Annotated in this window: 22 protein-coding genes and 1 pseudogene; 16 read left to right on the forward strand and 7 right to left on the reverse strand. The window is 59.4% G+C overall.

Going from position 1 to position 25,049, the window contains the following annotated elements:
• The first annotated feature begins 39 nt into the window (after positions 1 to 39).
• The 8 genes from K1X80_RS09245 (at position 40) to K1X80_RS09280 (ending at position 10,982) form a co-directional block, all read left to right on the forward strand.
• Positions 40 to 2,871, forward strand: coding sequence for a 2-oxoglutarate dehydrogenase E1 component (locus tag K1X80_RS09245; RefSeq protein ID WP_057958983.1), 2,832 nt, complete (start codon positions 40 to 42; stop codon positions 2,869 to 2,871).
• A 44-nt stretch (positions 2,872 to 2,915) separates the two neighbouring features.
• Positions 2,916 to 4,139: a 2-oxoglutarate dehydrogenase complex dihydrolipoyllysine-residue succinyltransferase gene (odhB, locus tag K1X80_RS09250; protein ID WP_057958984.1), complete on the forward strand. Its 1,224-nt coding sequence runs from the start codon at positions 2,916 to 2,918 to the stop codon at positions 4,137 to 4,139.
• Between the two features lie 101 nt (positions 4,140 to 4,240).
• Positions 4,241 to 5,677 (forward strand): dihydrolipoyl dehydrogenase, encoded by a 1,437-nt coding sequence (gene lpdA, locus K1X80_RS09255; protein ID WP_057958985.1) that lies wholly within the window; start codon positions 4,241 to 4,243, stop codon positions 5,675 to 5,677.
• Positions 5,678 to 5,879: 202 nt separating this feature from the next.
• The gene (gene sucC, locus K1X80_RS09260) at positions 5,880 to 7,046 is read left to right on the forward strand and encodes an ADP-forming succinate--CoA ligase subunit beta (RefSeq protein ID WP_003233235.1); all 1,167 of its coding nucleotides are present in this window, start codon (positions 5,880 to 5,882) and stop codon (positions 7,044 to 7,046) included.
• Entirely contained in the window at positions 7,046 to 7,927 is an 882-nt protein-coding gene (gene sucD, locus K1X80_RS09265) for a succinate--CoA ligase subunit alpha (protein WP_057438865.1), read from the forward strand. Before sucC ends, sucD begins: the two co-directional genes overlap by 1 nt.
• A 402-nt stretch (positions 7,928 to 8,329) precedes the next feature.
• Positions 8,330 to 9,643: a branched-chain amino acid transport system II carrier protein gene (brnQ, locus tag K1X80_RS09270; RefSeq protein ID WP_057444573.1), complete on the forward strand. Its 1,314-nt coding sequence runs from the start codon at positions 8,330 to 8,332 to the stop codon at positions 9,641 to 9,643.
• 200 nt (positions 9,644 to 9,843) lie between these two features.
• Positions 9,844 to 10,584 (forward strand): DUF599 domain-containing protein, encoded by a 741-nt coding sequence (locus K1X80_RS09275; protein WP_128593449.1) that lies wholly within the window; start codon positions 9,844 to 9,846, stop codon positions 10,582 to 10,584.
• Positions 10,581 to 10,982, forward strand: a complete 402-nt coding sequence (locus K1X80_RS09280) for an MAPEG family protein (protein ID WP_057438866.1) — start codon at positions 10,581 to 10,583, stop codon at positions 10,980 to 10,982. Before K1X80_RS09275 ends, K1X80_RS09280 begins: the two co-directional genes overlap by 4 nt.
• 73 nt (positions 10,983 to 11,055) lie before the next feature.
• Here K1X80_RS09280 and K1X80_RS09285 read toward each other — a convergent pair whose 3' ends face one another.
• Positions 11,056 to 11,307 (reverse strand): hypothetical protein, encoded by a 252-nt coding sequence (locus K1X80_RS09285; protein ID WP_029292691.1) that lies wholly within the window; start codon positions 11,305 to 11,307, stop codon positions 11,056 to 11,058.
• Positions 11,308 to 11,465: 158 nt separating this feature from the next.
• Between K1X80_RS09285 and K1X80_RS09290 the strand changes: the two genes are divergently transcribed.
• From K1X80_RS09290 to K1X80_RS09305, 4 genes are all read left to right on the forward strand, one after another.
• Positions 11,466 to 11,942 carry a PaaI family thioesterase gene (locus K1X80_RS09290; RefSeq protein ID WP_057438867.1) on the forward strand — a complete coding sequence of 159 codons (477 nt, stop codon included), beginning with the start codon at positions 11,466 to 11,468 and terminating at the stop codon, positions 11,940 to 11,942.
• Positions 11,939 to 12,403, forward strand: coding sequence for a PaaI family thioesterase (locus tag K1X80_RS09295; protein WP_057958987.1), 465 nt, complete (start codon positions 11,939 to 11,941; stop codon positions 12,401 to 12,403). The genes K1X80_RS09290 and K1X80_RS09295 overlap by 4 nt, the downstream gene beginning before the upstream one ends.
• Before the next feature lie 89 nt (positions 12,404 to 12,492).
• The gene (gene htpG / locus K1X80_RS09300; RefSeq protein ID WP_057438909.1) at positions 12,493 to 14,397 is read left to right on the forward strand and encodes a molecular chaperone HtpG; all 1,905 of its coding nucleotides are present in this window, start codon (positions 12,493 to 12,495) and stop codon (positions 14,395 to 14,397) included.
• Between the two features lie 67 nt (positions 14,398 to 14,464).
• Entirely contained in the window at positions 14,465 to 15,193 is a 729-nt protein-coding gene (locus tag K1X80_RS09305) for a dienelactone hydrolase family protein (protein WP_216312415.1), read from the forward strand.
• Positions 15,194 to 15,282: 89 nt separating this feature from the next.
• On the opposite strand, the gene K1X80_RS09310 is transcribed toward K1X80_RS09305, so the two are convergent.
• Positions 15,283 to 16,149 carry a pirin family protein gene (locus K1X80_RS09310; protein WP_057958989.1) on the reverse strand — a complete coding sequence of 289 codons (867 nt, stop codon included), beginning with the start codon at positions 16,147 to 16,149 and terminating at the stop codon, positions 15,283 to 15,285.
• Between the two features lie 64 nt (positions 16,150 to 16,213).
• Complete coding sequence (locus K1X80_RS09315) at positions 16,214 to 16,630, reverse strand: OsmC family protein (RefSeq protein ID WP_057958990.1); 417 nt, start codon at positions 16,628 to 16,630, stop codon at positions 16,214 to 16,216.
• 139 nt (positions 16,631 to 16,769) lie between these two features.
• Here K1X80_RS09315 and K1X80_RS09320 point away from each other — a divergent pair, with 139 nt between their 5' ends.
• From K1X80_RS09320 to K1X80_RS28510, 4 genes and pseudogenes are all read left to right on the forward strand, one after another.
• Positions 16,770 to 17,774, forward strand: coding sequence for an amidohydrolase family protein (locus K1X80_RS09320; RefSeq protein WP_057958991.1), 1,005 nt, complete (start codon positions 16,770 to 16,772; stop codon positions 17,772 to 17,774).
• A gap of 67 nt (positions 17,775 to 17,841) precedes the next feature.
• Positions 17,842 to 18,306, forward strand: coding sequence for a DUF3859 domain-containing protein (locus K1X80_RS09325; protein ID WP_057438872.1), 465 nt, complete (start codon positions 17,842 to 17,844; stop codon positions 18,304 to 18,306).
• Positions 18,307 to 18,445: 139 nt separating this feature from the next.
• A pseudogene (locus tag K1X80_RS28505) lies at positions 18,446 to 19,216 on the forward strand (MCP four helix bundle domain-containing protein); the annotation flags it as partial.
• Positions 19,208 to 20,071 (forward strand): methyl-accepting chemotaxis protein, encoded by an 864-nt coding sequence (locus K1X80_RS28510; protein WP_374067573.1) that lies wholly within the window; start codon positions 19,208 to 19,210, stop codon positions 20,069 to 20,071. The pseudogene K1X80_RS28505 and the gene K1X80_RS28510, both read left to right, overlap by 9 nt.
• A gap of 169 nt (positions 20,072 to 20,240) precedes the next feature.
• Here K1X80_RS28510 and fabB read toward each other — a convergent pair whose 3' ends face one another.
• The 4 genes from fabB to K1X80_RS09350 form a co-directional block, all read right to left on the reverse strand.
• A complete protein-coding gene (fabB, locus tag K1X80_RS09335; RefSeq protein ID WP_057438874.1) occupies positions 20,241 to 21,461 on the reverse strand; it encodes a beta-ketoacyl-ACP synthase I in 1,221 nt (406 codons plus the stop codon).
• An 11-nt stretch (positions 21,462 to 21,472) separates the two neighbouring features.
• Entirely contained in the window at positions 21,473 to 21,988 is a 516-nt protein-coding gene (gene fabA, locus K1X80_RS09340) for a 3-hydroxyacyl-[acyl-carrier-protein] dehydratase FabA (protein WP_057958993.1), read from the reverse strand.
• 248 nt (positions 21,989 to 22,236) lie between these two features.
• Positions 22,237 to 24,138, reverse strand: a complete 1,902-nt coding sequence (locus tag K1X80_RS09345; protein ID WP_057958994.1) for an ATP-binding protein — start codon at positions 24,136 to 24,138, stop codon at positions 22,237 to 22,239.
• Positions 24,135 to 25,046, reverse strand: coding sequence for an ABC transporter substrate-binding protein (locus tag K1X80_RS09350; RefSeq protein ID WP_057958995.1), 912 nt, complete (start codon positions 25,044 to 25,046; stop codon positions 24,135 to 24,137). The genes K1X80_RS09345 and K1X80_RS09350 overlap by 4 nt, the downstream gene beginning before the upstream one ends.
• Positions 25,047 to 25,049: the final 3 nt, after the last annotated feature.

The raw sequence follows: 25,049 nt of genomic DNA on the forward strand, positions 1-25,049 counted from the left end.
TTTTCGCCGGTGGTGTCCCCAAATCGAGGGTGACCAAGCATGCAAGAAAGCGTGATGCAGCGCATGTGGAACAGCGGCTATCTTTCAGGTGGTAACGCTGCCTATGTGGAAGAGCTTTATGAGCTCTACCTGCACGACCCTAACGCTGTGCCAGAAGAATGGCGCACCAAATTTCAGACGTTGTCTTCAGACGGCAACGCTGCCACCGATGTATCGCATGCAACAATTCGCGATCAATTTGTGCTGCTGGCAAAGAACCAGCGCCGCGCCCAGCCGGTTTCCGCCGGAAGCGTGAGCAGTGAGCACGAGAAGAAGCAAGTTGAAGTACTGCGACTGATCCAGGCCTACCGTATGCGTGGCCACCAGGCAGCCCAGCTTGATCCGCTGGGGCTGTGGCAGCGTCCTGCACCTGCGGACCTGTCGATCAATCACTACGGCTTGACCAATGCCGATCTTGATACGACCTTCCGTGCCGGCGACCTGTTCATCGGCAAAGAGGAAGCGAGCCTACGCGAAATTCACGAAGCGTTGCAGCAGACATATTGCCGCACCATCGGCGCTGAATTTACGCACATCACCGATTCCGAGCAGCGCCACTGGTTCCAGCATCGCCTGGAAGGCGTGCGTGGCCGTCCGGTGTTGTCCGCCGATGTGCGCAGCCACCTGCTTGAGCGCGTCACCGCTGCCGAAGGCCTTGAAAAATACCTGGGCACCAAATACCCAGGCACCAAGCGTTTCGGCCTGGAAGGCGGCGAGAGCCTGATTCCGATGCTTGACGAGATGATCCAGCGTTCCGGTTCCTACGGCACCAAGGAAATCGTGATCGGCATGGCTCACCGTGGTCGCCTGAACGTGTTGGTCAACACCTTCGGCAAGAACCCGCGCGAGCTGTTCGACGAGTTCGAAGGCAAGAAGAAGGTCGAGCTGGGTTCTGGTGACGTTAAATACCACCAGGGCTTCTCGTCCAACGTGATGACCACCGGCGGTGAAGTTCACCTGGCCATGGCGTTCAACCCGTCCCACCTGGAAATCGTTTCTCCAGTGGTCGAGGGTTCGGTGCGTGCTCGTCAGGATCGTCGCAACGACTCCACCGGTGAGAAGGTTCTGCCGATTTCCATCCACGGTGACGCGGCTTTCGCCGGTCAAGGCGTGGTCCTGGAAACGTTCCAGATGTCGCAGACTCGCGGCTTCAAGACCGGCGGCACGGTTCACATCGTTATCAACAACCAGGTTGGTTTCACCATCAGCAATCCGCTGGACGCACGCTCTACCGAGTACGCGACCGACGTTGCCAAGATGATCCAGGCGCCGATCCTCCATGTGAATGGGGATGATCCGGAAGCCGTATTGTTCGTGACCCAACTGGCCATTGACTACCGCATGCAGTTCAAGCGTGACGTGGTCATCGACCTGGTTTGCTACCGCCGTCGCGGTCACAACGAAGCGGATGAGCCTAGCGGCACCCAACCGTTGATGTACCAGCAGATCACCAAGCAGCGCACCACCCGTGAGCTGTACGCCGAAAGCCTGACCAAGGCCGGTGTATTGGATGACGCGCGTGTTCAGGCGAAGATCGATGAATACCGCAACGCCCTGGACAATGGTCTGCATGTAGTAAAAAGCCTGGTCAAAGAGCCGAACAAAGAGCTGTTCGTTGACTGGCGTCCGTATCTGGGCCACGCCTGGACTGCACGTCATGACACCTCGTTCGATCTGAAAACCCTGCAGGAACTGTCCGCCAAGCTGCTGGAAATTCCAGAAGGCTTCGTCGTACAGCGCCAGGTTGCGAAGATCTACGAAGACCGTCAGAAGATGCAAGCCGGCGGCCTGCCGATCAACTGGGGTTACGCTGAAACCATGGCGTACGCGACCCTGGCGTTCGAAGGTCACCCGATCCGCATGACTGGCCAGGACATCGGCCGCGGTACGTTCTCGCACCGTCACGCGGTATTGCACAACCAGAAAGACGCGGGCACCTACATCCCGTTGCGGAACCTGTATGAAGGCCAGCCACGTTTCGATCTGTACGATTCGTTCCTGTCCGAGGAAGCGGTTCTGGCGTTCGAATACGGTTACTCGACCACCATGCCAAACGCGCTGGTGATCTGGGAAGCCCAGTTCGGCGACTTCGCCAACGGTGCCCAGGTGGTGATCGACCAGTTCATCACCAGCGGCGAGCACAAGTGGGGCCGTCTGTGCGGTCTGACCATGTTGCTGCCACACGGTTATGAAGGTCAGGGTCCGGAGCACTCCTCGGCCCGTCTGGAGCGTTACCTGCAATTGTGCGCTGAGCACAACATCCAGGTGTGCGTGCCGACTACCCCGGCCCAGATCTACCACTTGCTGCGTCGCCAGGTGATCCGCCCGCTGCGTAAGCCGTTGGTAGTGCTGACTCCGAAATCGCTGTTGCGTCACAAATTGGCCATCTCGACCCTGGAAGATCTCGCCGACGGTTCGTTCCAGACCGTTATTTCGGAAATCGACACCCTGGACGCAGCCAAGGTCACTCGCCTGATCCTGTGCAGCGGCAAGGTTTACTACGACTTGCTGGAAAAACGTCGTGCCGAAGGCCGCGAAGACATCGCCATCGTGCGTATCGAGCAGCTTTACCCGTTCCCGGAAGACGACCTGATGGAGGCCATCGCGCCTTACACCAACCTCACCCACGTGGTGTGGTGTCAGGAAGAACCGATGAACCAGGGCGCGTGGTACAGCAGCCAGCATCATCTGCGTCGCAGCATCGGTAACCACAACAAGGCCCTGAGCCTGGAGTATGCCGGCCGTGATGCTTCTGCTGCACCTGCGTGTGGTTATGCGTCGATGCACGCCGAGCAGCAGGAAAAACTGCTGCAAGATGCTTTCACTGTTTAACGCCTTCGCGCTGACTGAAACCGAATTTTAAGGACCCACAGATAATGGCTATCGAAATCAAAGCCCCGTCATTCCCGGAATCGGTTGCCGATGGCACCGTTGCCACCTGGCACAAGAAACCAGGCGAAGCCGTCAAGCGTGACGACCTGATCGTCGACATCGAGACCGACAAGGTTGTTCTGGAAGTGTTGGCCGAAGCCGACGGCGTCCTGGGCGCCATCGTTGCCGAAGAAGGCGCTACCGTCCTGTCCAACCAGGTACTGGGTTCGATCGAAGAGGGCAGTGCTGCTGCCGCTGCTCCAGCCGCCGCTGCTGCTCCGGCTGCCGCACCTGCTGCTGCCGCTCCGGCTGCGGGTAGTGAAGATCCAATCGCTGCACCGGCTGCGCGTCAGCTGGCTGAAGAAAACGGCATCAACCTGGCTTCCATCAAAGGCACCGGCAAAGACGGCCGTGTGACCAAGGAAGATGTGGTTGCTGCTGTCGAAGCCAAGAAAAACGCTCCGGCTGCCGCACCTGCCAAGGCTGCTGCTCCAGCTGCCGCTGCGCCTGTATTCGCTGCTGGCGACCGCACCGAGAAGCGCGTACCGATGACTCGCGTACGTGCCACCGTGGCCAAGCGCCTGGTTGAAGCACAGTCGAACATGGCCATGCTGACCACGTTCAACGAAGTCGACATGACTGAAGTCATGGCCCTGCGTTCGAAGTACAAGGACCTGTTCGAGAAGTCCCACAATGGCGTGCGCCTGGGCTTCATGTCGTTCTTCGTGAAAGCGGCCACCGAAGCCCTGAAACGCTTCCCGGCAGTCAACGCTTCCATCGACGGCGGCGACATCGTCTACCACGGCTATGCTGACATCGGCGTTGCCGTGTCCAGCGACCGTGGCCTGGTGGTACCGGTCCTGCGTAACGCCGAGCTGATGAGCCTGGCTGAAATCGAAGGCGGCATCGCCGGCTTCGGCAAGAAAGCCCGTGACGGCAAGCTGACCATCGACGAGATGACCGGCGGTACCTTCACCATCACCAACGGTGGTACCTTCGGTTCGATGATGTCGACCCCGATCGTCAACCCGCCACAAGCTGCGATCCTGGGCATGCACAACATCATCCAGCGTCCGATGGCCATCAACGGCCAGGTCGTGATCCGTCCGATGATGTACCTGGCACTGTCCTACGATCACCGCCTGATCGACGGTAAAGAAGCCGTGACGTTCCTGGTGACCATCAAGAATCTGCTGGAAGACCCGGCTCGCTTGCTCCTGGATATCTGATAGAAGCAGCTTCGGGTTGCGAGCTGCAAGCTGCCGGAATGAGCAGCTTGGCTCGCAACTTGAGGCTTGAAGCTTGTCGCTAAAATAGAGGATCTATTTTCATGTCTCAGAAATTTGACGTTGTAGTGATTGGTGCGGGCCCTGGCGGCTACGTGGCCGCCATCAAGGCCGCTCAACTGGGCCTCTCGACTGCTTGCATCGAAAAATACACCGACAAGGAAGGCAAACTGGCCCTGGGCGGTACCTGCCTGAACGTCGGTTGCATTCCTTCCAAGGCGCTGCTGGACAGCTCCTGGAAATTCCACGAAGCCCAGGACGGTTTTGCCATCCACGGCATCAACCACGCTGGCGTGACCATGGACGTGCCAGCAATGGTCGGCCGCAAGGCCAACATCGTCAAAGGCCTGACCTCTGGCGTTGCTACCCTGTTCAAGGCCAATGGCGTCACTTCCCTGCAAGGTCACGGCAAACTGCTGGCCGGCAAGAAAGTTGAAATCACCAAGCCAGACGGTTCGACTGAAATCATCGAAGCCGAAAACGTGATCCTGGCTCCAGGTTCGCGTCCAATCGACATTCCGCCTGCTCCTGTTGATCAGAACGTGATCGTCGATTCGACCGGCGCCCTGGAATTCCAAGCGGTACCAAAACGCCTGGGCGTGATCGGCGCTGGCGTGATCGGCCTGGAACTGGGTTCGGTCTGGTCCCGTCTGGGTTCGCAAGTGACCGTGCTGGAAGCCCTGGACACGTTCCTGCTGGCTGCCGACACCGCAGTGTCCAAAGAAGCGCTGAAAACCCTGACCAAACAAGGTCTGGACATCAAGCTGGGCGCTCGCGTGACCGGTTCGAAAGTCAACGGCGAAGAAGTTGTCGTAACCTACACCGACAAGGATGGCGAACAGACCATCACTTTCGACAAGCTGATCGTTGCCGTTGGTCGCCGTCCAGTGACCACTGATCTGCTGGCAGCTGACAGCGGCGTGACCATCGACGAGCGTGGCTTTGTCCATGTTGACGATCACTGCGCTACCACCGTACCTGGCGTCTACGCCATCGGCGACGTGGTTCGCGGCATGATGCTCGCGCACAAGGCTTCCGAAGAAGGCATCATGGTGGTTGAGCGCATCAAGGGTCACAAGACCCAGATGAACTACGACCTGATCCCTTCGGTCATCTACACCCACCCGGAAATTGCATGGGTTGGTAAGAACGAACAGCAGTTGAAAGCTGAAGGCGTTGAAGTTAACGTCGGCACCTTCCCGTTTGCCGCTTCTGGCCGTGCCATGGCAGCGAACGACACTGGCGGCTTTGTCAAAGTCATCGCTGATGCCAAGACTGACCGCGTACTGGGTGTCCACGTGATTGGCCCAGGCGCCGCAGAGCTGGTTCAGCAGGGCGCTATCGGTATGGAATTCGGCACCAGCGCCGAAGACATCGGCATGATGGTTTTCTCCCATCCGACCCTGTCTGAAGCGCTGCACGAAGCCGCGTTGGCAGTGAATGGCCATGCCATCCACATTGCCAACAAGAAGAAGCGCTAAGCAAGATAATAAGAAACCACGGCGGTTGCCCGTCGTGAGCCTTGCGCGCAAGACTCACCGCGGAATATCCGCTGGACGCAGTCTTGCGCAGCTTTGCCGGCCTTAGGGCGGTGGAGCTGGGCAAGCAGCAGTCACAGGTGGCGCGGCACTCATAATGAGCGCAGCGCCGAATGCGCAGTACCTAACGAAGACGGTAAAAAGCATGAATCTTCACGAGTATCAGGGTAAGCAGCTGTTCGCTGAGTACGGCCTGCCAGTTTCCAAGGGCTACGCAGTAGACACCCCGGAAGCAGCAGCAGAAGCTTGCGACAAAATCGGCGGTACTGAATGGGTTGTCAAAGCCCAGGTCCACGCTGGTGGTCGCGGTAAAGCGGGCGGCGTTAAGCTGGTTCGCAGCAAAGAAGACGCCAAGGCCTTCGCACAGCAGTGGCTGGGCAAGCGTCTGGTGACTTACCAGACTGACGCCAATGGCCAGCCAGTCACCAAGATCCTGGTTGAATCGTGCACTGATATCGCTAAAGAGCTGTACCTGGGCGCTGTCGTTGACCGTTCGAGCCGTCGCATCGTGTTCATGGCTTCCACCGAAGGTGGCGTGGACATTGAGAAGATCGCTCACGAAACCCCAGAAAAAATTCTGAAAGCCACTATCGACCCACTGGTTGGCGCTCAGCCATTCCAGGGTCGCGAGCTGGCTTTCCAGCTGGGTCTGGAAGGCAAGCAAGTTGCCCAGTTCGCCAAGATCTTCGTAGGTCTGGCCAAACTGTTCCAGGATCACGATCTGGCCCTGCTGGAAGTGAACCCGCTGGTGATCAAGGCTGACGGCGATCTGCATTGCCTCGACGCCAAGATCAACATCGACGCCAACGCCATGTACCGTCAGCCTAAGCTGAAGACTTTCCATGATCCGTCGCAAGACGATCCGCGCGAAGCGCACGCTGCCAAGTTCGAACTGAACTACGTAGCCCTGGAAGGTAACATCGGTTGCATGGTCAACGGTGCTGGCCTGGCCATGGGTACCATGGACATCGTCAACCTGCATGGCGGCAAACCAGCCAACTTCCTCGACGTAGGCGGCGGTGCTACCAAAGAACGCGTTACCGAAGCATTCAAGATCATCCTGTCCGACTCCAACGTCGCTGCAGTACTGGTCAACATCTTCGGCGGCATCGTTCGTTGCGACATGATTGCCGAAGGCATCATCGGTGCAGTGAAAGAAGTCGGCGTGAAAATCCCGGTTGTTGTACGCCTTGAAGGTAACAACGCTGAACTGGGCGCTAAAGTACTGGCAGAAAGCGGTTTGAACATCATCGCTGCAACCAGCCTGACCGACGCTGCTCAACAAGTTGTCAAAGCTGCGGAGGGCAAATAATGAGCGTCCTGATCAATAAAGACACCAAAGTTATCTGCCAGGGTATTACCGGTTCGCAAGGTAGCTTCCACACCCAGCAAGCCCTCGAATACGGCACCAAGATGGTTGGTGGCGTAACTCCGGGCAAAGGCGGCACCGAGCACCTGGGCCTGCCAGTGTTCAACACCGTGAAAGAAGCTGTAGCTCAAACTGGCGCCACCGCCAGCGTGATCTACGTTCCAGCTCCTTTCTGCAAAGACTCCATCCTGGAAGCGGCATTCGGCGGCATCAAGCTGATCGTTTGCATCACCGAAGGCATTCCTACCCTGGACATGCTGGACGCTAAAGTTAAGTGCGACGAGCTGGGTGTTACCCTGATCGGCCCTAACTGCCCAGGCGTGATCACTCCAGGCGAATGCAAGATCGGCATCATGCCAGGTCACATTCACTTGCCAGGCAAAGTCGGTATCGTTTCCCGTTCCGGCACCCTGACCTACGAAGCTGTGAAGCAGACCACTGACGCCGGTTTCGGTCAGTCGACTTGCGTCGGCATCGGCGGTGACCCGATCCCAGGCTCGAACTTCATCGACATCCTGAAACTGTTCCAGGAAGACCCGAAGACCGAAGCGATCGTGATGATCGGTGAGATCGGCGGTTCGGCTGAAGAAGAAGCGGCTGCCTACATCAAGGCACACGTGACCAAGCCAGTTGTTTCCTACATCGCTGGTGTGACTGCCCCTGCGGGCAAGCGCATGGGCCATGCTGGCGCAATCATCTCTGGCGGCAAGGGTACTGCAGACGAGAAGTTTGCTGCCCTGGAAGACGCAGGCGTGAAAACCGTGCGTTCGCTGGCAGACATCGGCAAGGCTTTGTCCGAGCTGACTGGCTGGGCGATCAAGTAAGCCTCGCGCTTAACTGACGCTTCACCACACAAAGGCCACCTTCGGGTGGCCTTTGTGCATTCTGCCATCCACTGTGGGAGCTGGCGTGCCTGCGATTGCATCACCTTGGCTTGCCTGTATCACCGCGCCGCTTGCATCGCAGGCAAGCCAGCTCCCACAGTGGACAGCATTGCCAAATTAAGTATGAAAACGCGACATCAAAGTGTCGCTTATCGGACAGCTCGCCCCGCAACAGTGCGTTTGTCAGACAAATTCGGTACTCTTGCCGCCTCTTTATGCGCCTGCATCCCAAAAGGAAGCCGCGTGCTAGACCGGTCGGTCCCCATAAGGGCCGGCAGTATTTCCCTCATCCATAGGGAATCCCCCTCTAAATTCCGATTCAGTAGTGTGGTATTTCCTCAAATGAAAGTGTTGAAAGGCCAGGATATCCTGGCGTTGGGCTTTATGACTTTTGCCCTGTTCGTGGGCGCCGGCAACATCATCTTCCCGCCTATCGTTGGTTTGCAGTCCGGGCCGCATGTCTGGATGGCGGCGCTGGGTTTCCTGATCACCGCAGTCGGTTTGCCGGTGGTTACGGTCATCGCCCTGGCCAAGGTCGGCGGTGGCATGGACGCGTTGAGCAGCCCTATCGGCAAGGTCGCCGGTGGCATCCTGGCTGCCGCGTGCTACCTGGCAGTCGGGCCATTGTTCGCCACCCCGCGTACCGCGACGGTGTCGTTTGAAGTCGGCCTGGCGCCATTGACCGGCGAAAGCCCGCTGGCACTGTTCCTCTACAGCTCGGTGTACTTCCTGCTGGTGTTCTTCATCTCCCTGTACCCAGGGCGCCTGTTGGATACCGTCGGTCGTTTTCTCGCGCCGCTGAAAATCATTGCGCTGGCGGTCCTGGGGATCGCGGCCTTTGCTCTGCCTGCGGGGGATATCGGCGTTGCTACGCCTGAGTACGTCGCCGCGCCGTTCTCCCAGGGCTTTATCAATGGTTACCTGACCATGGATACCCTGGGCGCGCTGGTGTTTGGCATCGTGATCGTCAACGCTATCCGCTCCCGTGGTGTCGAGTCGCCGCAGTTGATCACCCGCTACGCGATCATTGCCGGGCTGATTGCCGGCCTGGGCCTGGCGCTGGTGTACATCAGCCTGTTCCGCCTCGGTTCGGGCAGCCATGAAGTGGCCGCCGGTGCAGCCAACGGCGCAGCCGTGTTGCACGCCTATGTTCAACACACCTTTGGCTCCCTGGGCAGCGGTTTCCTCGCGGTACTGATCTCCCTGGCGTGCCTGGTCACCGCCGTGGGCCTGACCTGTGCCTGCGCCGAGTACTTCAGCCGGGTATTGCCACTGTCCTACAAGACTCTGGTGGTGATCCTTGCTGCGTTTTCGCTGCTGGTGTCTAACCTGGGCCTGACCAAGCTGATCGCGTTCTCGATCCCGGTACTGACCGCCATCTACCCGCCGTGCATCGTGCTGGTGGCGCTGAGCTTCTGCAAAGACTTCTGGCATGAGCATGGCCGCATCCTGGGTCCGGTGATGTTGGTGTCGTTTATCTTTGGCACCATCGACGCCCTTAAGGGTGCGGGGCTGGCGGGTTGGATGCCTGCGCAAATGGCTAACCTGCCATTGAGCGAGCAAGGCCTGGCCTGGCTGGTGCCTTGTGTGATTACCCTGGTGGCTGCATTCGGGGTTGACCGTATGCTCGGCAAGCGCAGCGAAGCCATCGCCTAAAGCGCTCGTCACACGCTGACATCGAAATGCCCCGTATCAAACGATCCGGGGCATTTTTTATGGGCGGTGGGCAGTGTCTTTTTTTGTGGGCTAACGTCGAAAGGGTGATGAATTTTCCAGATCAGGAGCACGGTCAGTGTGGGGGCCGGCCTGCTCCCATACTGACCGAGTTAGCCAGCCCTATTGTTTAGAGGACCCGCATGTCATTTGTCGAAGCCAACCTGATTCACTTGTTTGCTGCACTGTGGTTCGTCATCTGCTGGGGCGGCTACACCCGCTACGCCAGCTGGAAAGCCCGGGACACGGCCTGCCTGGCCAGTGTGCTGCACCTGTATCGCGAAGACTGGATGCGCCGCATGCTCCTGCGCGACAACCGCATCGCCGATGCCAGCGTGATCGGCAACCTGGAACGCAATGCCTCGTTCTTCGCCTCCAGCACCCTGATCATCCTCGCCGGTATCCTTACCGTGCTGGGGGCTTCGGAGCGGGCGGTCTCGCTGCTGGCGGACATTCCCATGGTGCAGCAGGCGTCCCAGGGTATGTCGGAGATCAAGCTGCTGTGCCTGGCCCTGGTGTTTGTCTATGCGTTCTTTACTTTTAGTTGGTGCATGCGCCAGTACAACTTCGCGGCGATCCTGATTGGCTCGGCGCCGATGGTCGGTGAACGCCACGTCTCCGAGCAGGAGCGCAAGGCGTTCGCCTCACGGGCTGCGCGGGTGATTTCGATGGCAGCCAACCAGTTCAACTTCGGCCTGCGTTCCTATTACTTCGGCATGACCATGCTTGCCTGGTTTGTCAGCCCCTGGCTGTTCATGCTGATGAGCAGCGGGGTGGTGCTGGTGTTGTATCGCCGGGAATTTCATTCCGACGTTCTGGAGGTCATGGTCTATACCCCTACAGAGGCACCGATGCCTGAAGCGACCAAGGAGGCAACATCGTGAGTATTCCGTTCTGGTGTGTATTTATCAGTGCACTGCTGATTTTCGTGGCGCGTATGCCCGTGGGTAAGGCCATGAAAGAGCAGGGCGGGTATGACAACCACCTTCCCCGCAGCCAGCAAGCGCAATTGACCGGCTTCGGCGCACGGGCAGTGGCCGCTCATCAAAACAGTTTTGAAGCGTTTATCTTGTTTGCAGTGGGTGTATTGATGGCCCATACCACTCAGACCCAGGGCTACCTGATTGATTGGCTGGCGATCATCTTTGTGATTGCGCGGGTAGTCTATCTTGCGTGCTACTGGGCCGACTTGGCATGGCAGCGCAGCCTGGTGTGGGTGGTGGGGTTACTGTGTTCACTGTTGTTGATGCTTAGTCCGACATTTCGCACTTTGCTGATTTGATAAAAGCTCCGCACAAAGTAAAGCCCGCTATTAAGCGGGCTTTCTTTTGCAACGTGGTATTTAAACCGCGGTATCAGGAACCGGTTGCAGGTGTAGCTGGAGCAGCTTCTTTAGCGGCGGCGGCGTCAGATTCAGCTTGGGCTTTGGCGGCTTCGGCGTTTTCTTTTGCAGCGTCGTTCACTTTATCCTGAGCTTCGCTCATTTTTTCTTGAGCTTGTTCAGCATGCTGGTTGGCATCCTGAGCTTTGTCCTCGGATTTTTTATCGCAGGCAGCGAGGCCAAGGGCGGCAGCCAACATCAAGGAAACAGCGAAAGTCTTGCGCATGGGGTGTTTCTCCTTATTGAAGATATCTACTGGCCTTTCGAGCATGGGGTGCACGCATTAGTTCCTTTAATCCCACAGATATATAGGCTGTTTCGCTCAGGAACTTTCTTCCGGGGTATTTGTTTCGCCGGATCACTACTAATAAGAGTCTTTATCCAATGACCGATAGCCCCCTTTTAGAGCGTGCCGCACGTTTTGTTTCGGCCCTGCGTCACTGTCAGGTCCTGGGCATCCAAGTACATGATGCGAGCCCCCAGGGCATGACTTTGCTCTTGCCCTATAGCGCGCAGATTGTAGGTGACCCGCAAACCGGGATTATCCATGGCGGCGCCCTGACCTCCCTGATGGACACGGCCTGTGGCATGGCCACTCTGTGTGTGCTCCCGGAGTTTGAGGTCTGCCCGACCCTGGATTTGCGCATTGATTACATGCACCCGGCCGAGCCGCATAAGGCGGTGTTCGGCTTTGCCCAATGCTATCGGGTGACCACCGATGTGATTTTCACCCGTGGCTTCGCTTATCAGGATGACCCCCAGCAGCCGATTGCCCATGTGGTGGGCACGTTCATGCGCATGGGCAAACGCCTGAAAGGCACCAAAGGACTGGGCAGCAGCATCAAGGGAGAACAGGCATGACCCATCAATTCAAGACCCGCATGCAACAGGCCCATCACCGGGGCGACTATAAGGCGCTGCTCGAACTGATCCCCTACGCCAGGCTGATCGGTGTTGAATGCACGCGCCTGGGGGATGAGTTGCTGTTTCGCATGCCGGCCAACAAGGACAATATTGGTAACCCGATATTGCCGGCCATCCATGGCGGTGTGATCGCAGGCTTTATGGAGCTGTCGGCGGCCTTTCATTTATGGGTGGCCACGGGCACCCCAGGGGTTGAAAAAGGCTTGCCCAAGATCGTCGATTTTTCCCTGGATTACCTGCGGGCCGGGCAGTTTCGCGACACCTTTGCCACCTGCCAGGTTTGGCGCCAGGGACGGCGGGTGGCCAATGTGGCAATCACTGCCTGGCAAAGCACCCCGGCCGAACCTATCGCGACCGCTCGCGCGCATTTCAAGATTCAGGAGCAGGCCCGCCCTTGAAATCCTGGTCTTAGCCCCCAACTTTGATGACAACCCGCCGCTAACCCTTTCGGGTGCGGCCACTGCCATCCAATTGGAGTTTGATGACCATGAGTGTGGAAACTCAAAAGGAAACCCTGGGCTTCCAGACCGAGGTGAAGCAGCTGCTGCACCTCATGATCCATTCGCTGTATTCCAACAAGGAAATCTTCCTTCGCGAATTGATCTCGAACGCCTCTGACGCTGTCGACAAATTACGTTTCGAAGCCCTGTCCAAGCCTGAGTTGCTGGAAGGTGGCGCGGAACTGAAAATCCGTGTGAGCTTCGACAAGGACGCCAAGACCGTCACCCTCGAAGACAACGGCATCGGCATGAGCCGTGAAGATGCGATTACCCATTTGGGCACTATCGCCAAATCCGGCACCGCCGATTTCATGAAGAACCTGTCGGGCGACCAGAAGAAAGATTCGCACCTGATCGGCCAGTTCGGCGTGGGCTTCTACTCGGCCTTTATCGTCGCCGACAAAGTTGAAGTGTTCAGCCGCCGCGCCGGCCTCGACGCCAGCGAAGGCGTGCACTGGGCCTCCAAGGGCGAGGGCGAATTCGAAATCGCCACCGTCGACAAGGCCGACCGCGGTACCCGCATCGTGCTGCACCTCAAGTCCGGTGAAGATGAATTCGCCGATGGCTGGCGCCTGCGCAATATCATCAAGAAGTACTCCGACCATATCGCGCTGCCGATCGAACTGCCGAAAGAACAAGCGGCGGCCGAAGGCGAGGAGGCTCCAGCCCAGGAATGGGAAGTGGTCAACCGCGCCAGCGCCCTGTGGACCCGTCCGCGTACCGAGGTCAAGGACGAGGAATACCAGGAGTTCTACAAGCACATCGCCCACGACTACGAGAACCCGCTGAGCTGGAGCCACAACAAGGTCGAAGGCAAGCTGGAATACAGCTCGCTGCTCTACGTCCCGGCCCGTGCTCCGTTCGACCTGTACCAGCGTGAAGCGCCCAAAGGCCTGAAGCTCTACGTGCAGCGCGTGTTCGTGATGGATCAGGCGGAATCCTTCCTGCCGCTGTACCTGCGCTTTATCAAGGGCGTGGTCGACTCCAACGACCTGTCGCTGAACGTGTCGCGGGAAATCCTGCAGAAAGACCCGATCATCGACTCCATGAAGTCGGCGCTGACCAAGCGTGTACTCGACATGCTGGAAAAACTGGCGAAGAACGAGCCTGAGCAGTACAAGGGCTTCTGGAAAAACTTCGGCCAGGTCATGAAAGAAGGCCCGGCTGAAGATTTCGCCAACAAGGAAAAAATCGCCGGCCTGCTGCGTTTTGCCTCGACTCAAGGCGAAGACGGCGAGCAGGTGGTGTCTCTGGCCGAGTACCTGGCTCGCGCCAAGGAAGGTCAGGACAAGATTTATTACCTGACCGGCGAAACCTACGCCCAGGTCAAGAACAGCCCGCACCTGGAAGTCTTCCGCAAGAAAGGCATCGAAGTGCTGCTGCTCACCGACCGTATCGACGAGTGGCTGATGAGCTACCTCAGCGACTTCGACGGCAAGAGCTTTGTCGACGTGGCCCGTGGTGACCTGGACCTGGGTAACCTGGATTCGGAAGAGGACAAAAAAGCCGCTGAAGAAGTGGCCAAGTCCAAAGAAGGCCTGGTTGAACGCATCAAGACCGCCCTGGGCGATGCTGTCAGCGAAGTGCGGGTTTCCCACCGTCTGACCGACTCCCCGGCGATCCTGGCCATTGGCGAGCAGGACCTGGGCATGCAAATGCGCCAGATCCTGGAAGCCAGCGGGCAGAAGGTGCCGGACTCCAAGCCGATCTTCGAATTCAACCCGGCTCACCCGCTGATCGAGAAACTCGACGGCGAGCAGAGTGAAGAGCGCTTTGGCGACCTGTCGCACATCCTCTTCGACCAGGCGGCCCTGGCCGCAGGGGACAGCTTGAAAGACCCGGCCGCCTACGTGCGCCGACTGAACAAGCTGTTGGTTGAACTGTCGGTTTAACAACGCTGCAAGAAAACCCCGCTTCGGCGGGGTTTTTCGTTTTCATGGATATCAACCGGAGAAAATGATGAGCCAAGTCACCGTGCGTTCCGTGGTCTATCAGATTGATGGCCAGTCTTATGAAAGCCGCCTGGCCTTCGATGCCAGCCACCAGGGCCCGCTGCCGGGCCTGTTGATGGCGCCGAACTGGATGGGGGTCAGCGCAGGCGCTGAAGAGATCGCCAAGGCCGTGGCCGGAAAGGGCTATGTGGTGTTGATCGCCGATCTATACGGGCAACAGGTGCGCCCGTCGAACGGTGATGAAGCCGGCGCGGCAATGATGCCGTTGAAGAATGACCGTGGGCTGCTCAACAAGCGCATGCAGGCGGCCCTTGAACAACTGCAAGGCCAGGCCGAAGCGGCTGTCGATACCTCGAAGCTGGCGACCTTTGGCTTCTGCTTTGGCGGTTGCTGCTCTCTGGAGCTGGCGCGTACCGGCGCGCCGCTGAAGGCGGCGGTGTCGTTCCATGGCACCCTCGACACGCCCAACCCGGCAGACGCGAAGAACATCAAGGGTTCGGTGCTGGTGCTGCATGGCGCTTCTGACCCGTTGGTGCCCAAAGAGCAGTTGCCTGCCTTTGAAGGCGAGATGAACGCGGCCGGGGTGGATTGGCAATTGCTGAGCTACGGTGGCGCGGTGCATTCGTTCACTGACCCGCAGGCGAATGTGCCGGGCAAGATGATGTACGACGCCAAGACCGCTGGGCGAGCGTTCCAGGCGATGCATAATTTGTTGGATGAAGTGTTCAAGGGCTGAATATTTAGCGCCTGAGTTGGCCCCATCGCGGGCAAGCCCGCACATGTTGGAGGGCATTCCAAGTGTGAGGGCGGGCTTGCCCGCGATAGCTATCTCAGAGGCAGCTCAATTCTCCCTGCCTCGCCCGGCACTGTCGGCCAATCCCCGGCCGCCCAGCGTTGGCGAGCCTGTTCGATCAATGCCGGGTCACTGGCGACAAAATTCCAGTTGATCCGCCGTGGCCCATCCAGAGGTGCACCGCCGAAGACCACCAGATGGCAGTCGGTCTCGGCAAACAGCGCCATGCTCTGGCCCGCCGGCAGCACCACCAGGCTATGGGGTTCCACGGGTTCGCCCTCGAGCTGCGCATCACCTTCCAGCACATACACCGCCCGCTCCACATGCTCATCCGGAATCAGCAGGGTGGTGGCGGTTTGCATATGGACCTCGGCATACAGCGTCGGTGACAGCACTGGCACCGGTGATTCCAGGCAAAAGCCACTGCCGGCGATCATGCGGATCACCACCCCGAGGTTGTCACTGACCGGCAAACTGGCGGCAGGGTGATGGCTGTAATGCCCCGGCCCTTGCTCGTGTGCCTTGGGCGAGGCCAGCCACACTTGCAGGCCATGCAGATCGAACCCCTTGGCCTTGAGCGCGTCGGGTGTGCGTTCGACGTGGGCAATGGCGCTGCCGGCGGTCATCCAGCTGACGTCACCGGCCTGTACCACTTGATTGGAGCCAAGGCTGTCCTTGTGCAGGAGTTCGCCTTCAAACAGGTAGGTGAGGGTGGACAAGCCAATATGCGGATGCTGGCGGATATTCATGCCGCTGCCAGGGGCATAGCGGGTCTGGAGCATATGGTCGAAAAACACGAAGGGCCCGACGCTACGGCATTCCCGCGAGGGCAGCGGGCGCAGGATGGGCTGGCCTTCAACATCTTCGGCGCGCGGGCGGATCACAGTCACGGTGGTCATGGAGCATCCCTGTCTGAGCGGGTTTGTAGGGCTTGAGCATAACCCGCCAGGCAGGGAATCGGTGTTACTGGCTGAACGCACCTTCGGCGAGTTTGGTCTCGATGCTGATCTCGGCGGTGGTCATCAGTTTATGCACCGGGCATTTGTCGGCCACGCGATGCAGCTCAGTGCGTTGCTCATCGGTGAGCACACCCTTGAGGGTCAGCTTGACGTTGAGCTTGTACTTGCCCTTTTGCTCCTCGGTGCTGTCGTGGGTGACTTCCGCGGTCACGCCGGTCAGGGGGATGTCCTTTTTCTGCGCATACAGTTTGACGGTCAGGGCCTTGCATGAGGCCAGCGCGGCGTCGAAGTAATCGTGGGGCGAGGGCGCCGAGTCGTCGCCACCCAGGCTCTTGGGCAGGTCGGTAAACAGCTCATGGTTATTGATGTTGACGCTATGGCGAAAGTTCTCGGTGTTCAGCGTATTAACGATAACAGGCATGGTAAACCTCACAGGGTGGCAGGATGAAGATCATGCAGTTATAGAGCATGCTGGCACCTGAGTGTTCCGTGTTTTTATCGGCTGAACCCCGGCAGGCCGCCGCTGGTCTACCTGACTAATCCCTTATTGAGGTTGTATCGTGCCCTGGACCCGCCTGAGTCTTGCCCTGTTGCTCGCCGCCAGCAGCCTTACCGTACACGCCCGCGACTATGCCTACAGCGACGCGCACCTGCATTACGTCGACTTCTTCCAGGAGACGGCCGGCATGGACAAGCTGCTCAAGGCCATGGCCGATAATCGCATCGAGCATGTGATGATTTCCGGCGTCCCGGTTGCGAAGAAGTGGCACGAAGACGAACCCAAGCGCCCACGCTATTACGCCGGAGATGACGCGGGTGCCTACTGGTATAGCGCCACCGATGTAATCGTCGCGGCAGCCGTCAGCGAGCTGGCCCCCGAACAGCGCCAGCATTTCCACCCGTTCCTCAGCGGCTTCAACCCCAACGACAAGAACTCCGAGGCCCATATCCAGCGCATGCTCGACCTGTATCCGGGCCTGTGGCAGGGCATTGGCGAAGTCTTCACCCGCCATGATGACCTGACTGCGCTGACCTCCGGTGACACACCTCGGGCCAATAACGAGGCCATGACGCGGATCTATCACCTGGCCGCCGAAAATGACCTGCCGGTGCTGGTGCACTCCAACATCACCTCCAAGCGCGAGCGCAACCCCTTGTACCTGGCGGAGATCGAAGAGCCACTGCGTAATCATCCGCATACCCGGTTTATCTGGGCCCATGCCGGCACCAGCATGGAGATCCACCGGCACCAGACGCAGTTGGACTTCCTGTTGCCGACCTTGAGCCGCATGCTGGAGGCCTATCCCAACCTGTACATCGACCTGTCCTGGAGTGTGCTCACCCCGTATTTACTGGACGAGGCGGGAAAGCCCCGTCCGCAATGGCTGGCGCTGGTAGAGCGCTTCCCGGAGCGCTTTATGCTGGGGTCTGATGTAGTAGGGCGGTTCAACAAGTTGGGTAAGGAGATGCGCAGCTTTAATCCCTTCCTCGATGCCTTGCCTGAAGACGTTGCGCGAAAAGTCGCACGGGACAATTTCCTGGCGATTTTGCCCAAGGCGCGTTGATCGGGTTTGTCATCGTCCCGTCATACCGGTGTCATAAGCTCCCGCCATCTCACTCAAGGAGCCCACTATGCACCTCACCCGTTTAAGCGCCCTGGCGGCATTGATGATGATCAGCGGCCTGGCCAGTGCCGAAGTCCGTATCGAAGGCCCGGTGGAATTCGGCGTATTCGAAGGCCCGAAAGCCGAGCTGCAATCGGGCGAGCGCGTGTTGCGCCGTAGCAACGAGCAGATCCAGGCCACCACCGTAGTGCCGGCCAAGCTGGGGACCAAGTTTGGCCTGCGTTACCAGTTGCTCGGCAAGGTGGCCGAAGACACGCCGCTGACTTTGCTCTACTTCACTCCAGGCATCCGCACGGCCGATGGCCAGCGGCATGACAAGTTCGAAGTGACCCAGAAACTGGTGCCCGGTGCGCCTCAGGACGTGATGGCCTACGAGTTCACCGAAAGCCACGAAGTGGTGCCGGGCGAGTGGCGGTTCATGGTGTTCCAGGGTGATCGCCTGCTGACCCAGAAGAGCTTTACCGTGCGCTGAATCGCTACACTAATAGACTCAGTAGATAAAGGCGTTTTGATATCGCGTTTTCGTCTTACGCAAAAAGCCGAAGACGCCGATACCTTTCAAGAGCAACTCGCTGCAGGTGGATGCAGCGCTCTTGAAAGGAATCAGCGCAATGAGTATCAGAAGTCTCAATATCGCTCCGCGTGCAGGCCTGGGTTTTGGATTGGTGGCGTTGATGGTATTTGTGCTGGGCGGGTTCGCCTTGCTGCAAATGGCCAATATGCGCGAGCAGTCCGACCAGGTGGAAACCAACTGGCTGCCCAGTGTGATGGCGGCCGGTGAAATGAGTCAGGATCTGCTGCGCATACGCGCTTTGACCCTGCGCCTGCTGGTCAATCGCGACCCTCAGGCGGTGGCGCAGAATGAGCAAAAAATCCTCGAAATCAAAAAGCAGTTGCACACCGCGCAGTTGCTGTATGAAGCGTTGATTGTGCTGCCCGAAGACCAGGTACTGTTCGACCGCTTCAAGGTTGAGCAGCAACAGTACCTGCAACGCCAGGAGCAGGTCATGGCGTTGTCCCGGCAGAACCAGTTGGAAGATGCGATCGAGGTGGTCAATGGCGAGATGAATCATCTGGCCGATACCATGGCCGGTACCCTGGGCGAATTGGTCACTCTCAACAAGGTCAGCGCCAATCAGGCGGCGGCACTGGCCCAGCAAGTGTTCAGTCAATCCCGGATAGGGGTGATCGGCATGATTGCCCTGACTGCGCTGATTACCATCGGCCTGGCCGTGTTGTTGACCCGCAGCATCGTGTCGCCACTGGCGCAGTCGCTGAGGGTCGCCCAAGGGGTGGCCAGCGGCGACTTGACCGGCGAGATCACCGTCAGCGGCAAGGACGAGCCAGCGCGCCTGCAGCAGGCGCTCAAGGGCATGCAGGAAAACCTGCGCGAGACCATCCAGCGTATTTCCCAGTCCTCCAGCCAACTGGCTTCCGCTTCCGAGGAGCTCAGTTCGGTCACCGAAGACGCCACCCGTGGCCTGCACCAGCAAAGCCAGGAAATCGAACAGGCCGCCACGGCGGTCAACCAGATGACGGCGGCGGTGGAGGAGGTGGCCAGTAACGCGGTAGCTACCTCACAGGCCTCGCGCGAATCCGATCGCATTGCCCAGCACGGGCGCGAACAGGTACACCAGACGGTGCTGTCGATCGAGTCACTGGCCGACGATGTGACCGCCAATGCCACCCAGGTCGAGGATTTGGCGCAGAAGGTGTACGGCATCAGCAAGGTATTGGATGTGATCCGCTCCATTGCCGAGCAGACCAATCTGCTGGCGTTGAATGCGGCGATCGAGGCGGCGCGGGCCGGCGAGGCCGGGCGTGGTTTTGCGGTGGTCGCCGATGAGGTGCGGGCCTTGGCCCATCGCACCCAGCAATCGACCCAGGAAATCGAACAGATGATCGGCGGGATTCAGCAGGGCACCGATCAGGCGGTCAGTTCCATGCAACAAAGTAATGGCCGGGCGCGTGCGACCCTGGAGATTGCCAAGTCAGCGGGCACGGCGTTGGAGGAGATTGCCTCGGCGTTTACCCTGATCAACGAGCGCAACCTGGTGATTGCCAGCGCCTCGGAGCAGCAGGCAGCGGTGGCGCGGGAGGTGGATCGCAACCTGATGAATATCCGCGACCTGTCGATGCAGACGTCGGCAGGGGCGAATCAAACCAGTTCGGCGAGCCAGGAGTTATCGCGCTTGGCGGTGGATCTGAACACCATGGTGGCGAGGTTTTCGGTGTAGGGCTGAAGACCGCCATCGCAGGCAAGCCCACACTCGACCGAGTTGGAATGCGATCAATGTGGGAGCTGGCCTGCCTGCGATGAAGCCGACGCGGTCTAAAGTTAACCCCACCCCATAAAAAACGCCCCGAACCAGTCGGGGCGTTTTCATAAGCACAACCTGCGGGGTATTACTTACCCTGCCAGCGCTTGAGCACCAGGGTGGCATTGGTGCCACCGAAGCCGAAGCTGTTGCTCATGACCGTGTTGATGGTGGCATCTTCACGGGTCTTGGTCAGGATCGGCATATCGGCAACGGCTGGGTCCAGCTCGTCGATGTTGGCGGAGCCGGCCATGAAGTTGCCTTCCATCATCAGCAGGCAGTAGATCGCTTCGTGAACGCCTGCGGCGCCCAGGGAGTGACCCGACAGGCTCTTGGTGGAGCTGATGGCCGGAGCCTTGTCGCCGAATACCGCACGCACGCCTTCCATTTCCTTGGCATCGCCCACCGGAGTGGAGGTGCCATGGGTGTTCAGGTAGTCGATTGGGGTATCAACGGTGGCCATGGCCATCTGCATGCAGCGGATGGCACCTTCGCCGCTTGGCGCGACCATGTCGTAGCCGTCGGAAGTCGCGCCGTAGCCGACGATTTCCGCGTAGATTTTCGCGCCACGGGCCAGAGCGTGTTCCAGCTCCTCGACCACCACCATGCCGCCACCGCCGGCGATGACGAAACCGTCACGCTTGGCGTCGTAGGCACGGGAGGCTTTTTCCGGGGTTTCGTTGTACTGGGTGGACAATGCGCCCATGGCGTCGAACAGGAACGATTGGCTCCAGTGCTCTTCTTCACCGCCACCAGCGAACACGATGTCCTGCTTGCCCAACTGGATCTGCTCGACCGCAGTGCCAATGCAGTGAGCACTGGTGGCGCAGGCGGAGGAGATCGAGTAGTTCACGCCCTTGATCTGGAAGGGCGTGGCCAGGCACGCGGAAACGGTGCTGCCCATGGTCCGCGTGACGCGGTACGGGCCAACGCGCTTGACGCCTTTCTCGCGCAGGATGTCCAGCGCTTCCATCTGGTTCAAGGTCGACGCGCCGCCGGAGCCGGCGATCAGGCCGGTGCGGACGTTGGACACCTGGTCGTCGCTCAGGCCGGAGTCGGCAATCGCGTCTTTCATGGCCAGGTAGGCATAAGCTGCGGCATGGCCAACGAAGCGATAGATCTTGCGATCAATCAGTTCTTCGAGGGGAAGGTCGATGGAGCCGGAAACCTGGCTACGCAGACCCATTTCGGCATATTCCGGGTTGAAGCGGATGCCAGGGCGACTTGCACGCAGGTTAGCGGAGACGGTCTCTTTGTCATTGCCCAGGCACGAAACGATGCCCAGACCAGTGATAACGACGCGGCGCATGCGGATAACCCTTAAAAGTTGTCAGTGGAAGTGAACACGCCGACGCGAAGGCCTTCGGCGGTATAGATCTCGCGACCGTCGACGCTCACCGAACCATCGGCGATGGCCAGGTTCAGCTTGCCCTTGAGGACGCGCTTGATTTGAATGTTATAGGTGACTTTCTTGGCGGTCGGCAGGACCTGGCCAAAGAACTTCACTTCGCCCGAACCCAGGGCACGACCGCGACCTGGCAGGCCTTGCCAGCCGAGGAAAAAGCCGACCAGCTGCCACATGGCATCAAGGCCCAGGCAGCCCGGCATCACCGGATCGCCTTCGAAATGGCAGGCGAAGAACCACAGGTCCGGGGTGATATCCAGCTCGGCGACCAATTCACCTTTGCCGTACTTGCCACCCTCTTCGCTGATAAGGGTGATGCGATCCACCATCAGCATGTTGGGGGCGGGCAGTTGCGCGTTACCTGGGCCGAACAGCTCACCGCGACTGCAGCGCAGCAGGTCTTCCCGGGTAAAGGCGTTTTGTTTGGTCATGCGAGCTCCTCAATAATCCCATGCGGCAGGGCCGGGTAAATCTTCCCGACCGACTGAAGCGTGCTTGCCTCACGTCGGCAGCCTACAGGTAGACTATTGCGTTGTAGTGAAAGTCACAGCATCAAGGACATGAATGTACACTTGTGCACTGAAATTTTAAACCGGACTCATTTATAGGCCCGCTCGGGTGCCTAAGACTGCCGCACTTTCGTCTTTCACGCCAGTCGCAGTTGGCTGATGCTGCCCATCTAATGCACCCAGCGCTGTAGGATTTGCTGCAAATCCGTGCGTTTGAACGGCTTGGCCAGGTAATCGTTCATTCCGGCGGCCAGGCAGGCTTCGCGATCGCCCTGTAGCGCATTGGCCGTCAGGGCAATGATCGGCAGGTCGGCGCAGCCGGGCAATTGGCGGATCTGGCGGGTGGCGTCATAGCCGTCGATCACCGGCAGCCGGCAATCCATCAGGATCGCGGTGAAGATCAGGCTCTCGGCACTGCGGATCGCTTCGGCGCCGTCGGTGGCGACGCTCACCTCAAACCCCAGGCTACGCAGCATGGCTTGGACCACGGTGCGGTTGACCGGGTTGTCCTCCACCAGCAACACATGGCGGCCTTCACCGGCGCCGGCTTTGTGCTGCGCGTCCGGAGCAATCTGCGGCAGGCTCTGCTGGCAGATCGCCAGGGGGATTTCCAGGGTAAACACCGATCCCAGGCCTTCGTCGCTCTGGGCGCGCAAGGTGCCACCCATGCGCTCGGCCAGGGTCCGGGCAATCGGCAGGCCCAGGCCGGTGCCGCCGTAACGCCTGGAGATAGAGCTGTCCGCCTGTTGAAAGGCGTCGAACATCAGTTCCAGTCGCTCGGCCGAAATACCAATCCCGGTGTCGCGCACGGTGCAGGTGAACCACAGCAGTTCGTGGTCCAGGGTCTGCCAGTTCGGCTCGACGCTGACCGTGCCTTGCTCGGTGAATTTCAGCGCATTACCGATCAGGTTCACCAGGATCTGCCGGATCCGCGTCGGGTCGCCCTGCACGCGCAGCGCTTCCATGCCCGGCGGGATCGACAACTCCAGGACCAGCCCGCGCTGTATGGCGCTGTGCTGGAAGGCCTGGGCGCAGCTGTTGATCAGGTCCACCAGGTTGAACGGAATATGCTCAAGCTCCAGGGCCGAGCGTTCGATACGCGAGAAATCGAGGATATCGTTGATGACTTTGAGCAGGTGCTCGGTGGACTCCGAGGCCAGCGCGGCGTACTCGGTCTGCTCGTCGGTCATGGCGGTGGTTTCGAGCAGTTGCAGCATGCCCAGTACGCCATTCATCGGCGTGCGCAGTTCATGGCTCATCATCGCCAGGAAGTCGGATTTGGCGCTGTTGGCGCGCTCGGCTTCCTCCCGCGTCTGGATCAACTGGGCCATGGCCTGCTGCTGTTCGCGACTGGCATGGTGCAGGCCTTCGGCAAGGTTGTTGATATGCCGTGACAGGTCGCCCAGCTCGGAGTCGTCGACAATCGGTAGCGGGGTCTTGTAATCACCCTGCTGGATCGCGTTGACCGCATGGCCCATGGCGCTGATCGGTTGCGACAGGCTGGCGGCCAGGCGTCGCGCCAGGAGGAAGGTGAACAGTAGGGCGAATAGCGCGAGGATCCCAGCCTTGAAAAGGATTTCCTGTTGGCGCTGGCTGAAGGCGTCATTGGACATGCCGACAATCACCCGCCCCAGATAGTCGGCCTGTGGCGCCTTGGGCTGCGCGGTGCTGTCCTGGAAAAAATCGTTGCCCAACTGGATATGCTGCAGGCGAATCGGCGCCTGGAAAACTTTCACCGACAGCGAACGGTCGTGCTTTTCCGACGGCTGCTCGACATACACCAGGATGTTTTCCGCGCTGTCCTGGATTTCCAGGAAACGCACATGGGGCGTGGCCAGCGTCGCCCGCAGCAGGCTGTCGAGCACGTCATTGTTGCCGGAGATCACCCCGTACTCGGTGGCCGGGGCCAACTGGTTGGCGATCAGTTGGCCGGTGTGGTCCAGTTCCTGGCGCAAGTCCTGGATCCGTACGAAGGTAAAGAAGCTGATCAGTAGCAGCGTCAGTAACAGGGCCGGGCCCAGGGTGATGATCTGGGTGCGGGTGTTGATATCCCAGCGGCGAACCAAGGTCATGGGTGTTTTTCCCCTTCGGCCAATCGGGTTGCGACGGTGGTCTCGTCCACCACTTCGATCCCCAGCGAGCGCGCCACTTGCGGGTTGCCCACGACTTTAAAGTGTTCCGGGTACAGCGAGCGCGGCCAGCCGGCCGGCGCGTGATCAAGCAGGCGGTCAAGCACATTCAGCCAGTCGGCCTGATCGCTGTAGGTACTGGCCAGACTGCCCGCCCGCACGAAGCCGGCATTGGGGCCGATCAGTGGCAGTTGCCTGGCGTAGCTGCTCAACAGCAGGTTTTTCACGGTTTTCGGGTTGTACAGTTGGGGATCATCCAGCCCCAGCAACACATCGCTGTTTTTAAACAGGCTGAGCAGCGGGCGGCTGTCATTAATGTTGTCCCAGTGCTGGGCGACGATTTCCAGGTCCAGGGCTGCGGCATGCTGGCGCAGTTCCGGCAGCAGGAATTCGCTGTCGCTACCGTACAGCACGCCAATGCGCCGGGCCTGGGGCAGGATATTGGCGATCAGGCGCAGCTGCCGGTCCAGGGGCGGATCGCTCCACAGCAGGCTGATCTTGCCGGGCACATGGCTGCCCAGGCGCTCGCGGGCTTGCAGGCGACTGATGCGCAGCACCAGGGTGGCCGGGCCCTGGGGGTCCTGCAGGCGCCAGTCGAGGCTCGGCAGGTCCAGCAGGATCAGGCGGGTGCTGGTCGGTAATTGGCCGGGGGCGGGCATGTCTTGCAGGGCCTTGAAGGTGACGCTATCGGCGGGGCGCTGTTCGCGCAGGGCCTGAGTGAATGCCTGCACGCCGGGTCCATCCTCGGCGGCGGTCAGCAGGATTTCGGCGCTCCACGCGGGCACGGCCAATGCCAGGCTGACGAGCAGCAGGCAGCGGCGCCAGAACTTGGCGCGGAAGAGGGCGGTCATCCT

The organism is Pseudomonas sp. So3.2b, from assembly GCF_019464415.1.
In the GTDB taxonomy this organism is placed as follows: domain Bacteria; phylum Pseudomonadota; class Gammaproteobacteria; order Pseudomonadales; family Pseudomonadaceae; genus Aquipseudomonas; species Aquipseudomonas shahriarae.

Excerpts from the sequence above, each read along its gene's own strand:
- K1X80_RS09325 (WP_057438872.1), top strand. The coding sequence starts at position 17,842 with ATGCACCTCACCCGTTTAAGCGCCCTGGCGGCATTGATGATGATCAGC.
- K1X80_RS09315 (WP_057958990.1), bottom strand. The coding sequence starts at position 16,630 with ATGCCTGTTATCGTTAATACGCTGAACACCGAGAACTTTCGCCATAGC.
- K1X80_RS09290 (WP_057438867.1), top strand. The coding sequence starts at position 11,466 with ATGACCGATAGCCCCCTTTTAGAGCGTGCCGCACGTTTTGTTTCGGCC.
- odhB (WP_057958984.1), top strand. The coding sequence starts at position 2,916 with ATGGCTATCGAAATCAAAGCCCCGTCATTCCCGGAATCGGTTGCCGAT.
- K1X80_RS09345 (WP_057958994.1), bottom strand. The coding sequence starts at position 24,138 with ATGACCTTGGTTCGCCGCTGGGATATCAACACCCGCACCCAGATCATC.
- sucD (WP_057438865.1), top strand. The coding sequence starts at position 7,046 with ATGAGCGTCCTGATCAATAAAGACACCAAAGTTATCTGCCAGGGTATT.
- K1X80_RS28510 (WP_374067573.1), top strand. The coding sequence starts at position 19,208 with ATGCAGGAAAACCTGCGCGAGACCATCCAGCGTATTTCCCAGTCCTCC.
- lpdA (WP_057958985.1), top strand. The coding sequence starts at position 4,241 with ATGTCTCAGAAATTTGACGTTGTAGTGATTGGTGCGGGCCCTGGCGGC.
- K1X80_RS09295 (WP_057958987.1), top strand. The coding sequence starts at position 11,939 with ATGACCCATCAATTCAAGACCCGCATGCAACAGGCCCATCACCGGGGC.
- htpG (WP_057438909.1), top strand. The coding sequence starts at position 12,493 with ATGAGTGTGGAAACTCAAAAGGAAACCCTGGGCTTCCAGACCGAGGTG.
- K1X80_RS09305 (WP_216312415.1), top strand. The coding sequence starts at position 14,465 with ATGAGCCAAGTCACCGTGCGTTCCGTGGTCTATCAGATTGATGGCCAG.
- K1X80_RS09350 (WP_057958995.1), bottom strand. The coding sequence starts at position 25,046 with ATGACCGCCCTCTTCCGCGCCAAGTTCTGGCGCCGCTGCCTGCTGCTC.
- K1X80_RS09275 (WP_128593449.1), top strand. The coding sequence starts at position 9,844 with ATGTCATTTGTCGAAGCCAACCTGATTCACTTGTTTGCTGCACTGTGG.
- K1X80_RS09285 (WP_029292691.1), bottom strand. The coding sequence starts at position 11,307 with ATGCGCAAGACTTTCGCTGTTTCCTTGATGTTGGCTGCCGCCCTTGGC.
- K1X80_RS09310 (WP_057958989.1), bottom strand. The coding sequence starts at position 16,149 with ATGACCACCGTGACTGTGATCCGCCCGCGCGCCGAAGATGTTGAAGGC.
- fabA (WP_057958993.1), bottom strand. The coding sequence starts at position 21,988 with ATGACCAAACAAAACGCCTTTACCCGGGAAGACCTGCTGCGCTGCAGT.
- K1X80_RS09245 (WP_057958983.1), top strand. The coding sequence starts at position 40 with ATGCAAGAAAGCGTGATGCAGCGCATGTGGAACAGCGGCTATCTTTCA.
- brnQ (WP_057444573.1), top strand. The coding sequence starts at position 8,330 with ATGAAAGTGTTGAAAGGCCAGGATATCCTGGCGTTGGGCTTTATGACT.
- sucC (WP_003233235.1), top strand. The coding sequence starts at position 5,880 with ATGAATCTTCACGAGTATCAGGGTAAGCAGCTGTTCGCTGAGTACGGC.
- fabB (WP_057438874.1), bottom strand. The coding sequence starts at position 21,461 with ATGCGCCGCGTCGTTATCACTGGTCTGGGCATCGTTTCGTGCCTGGGC.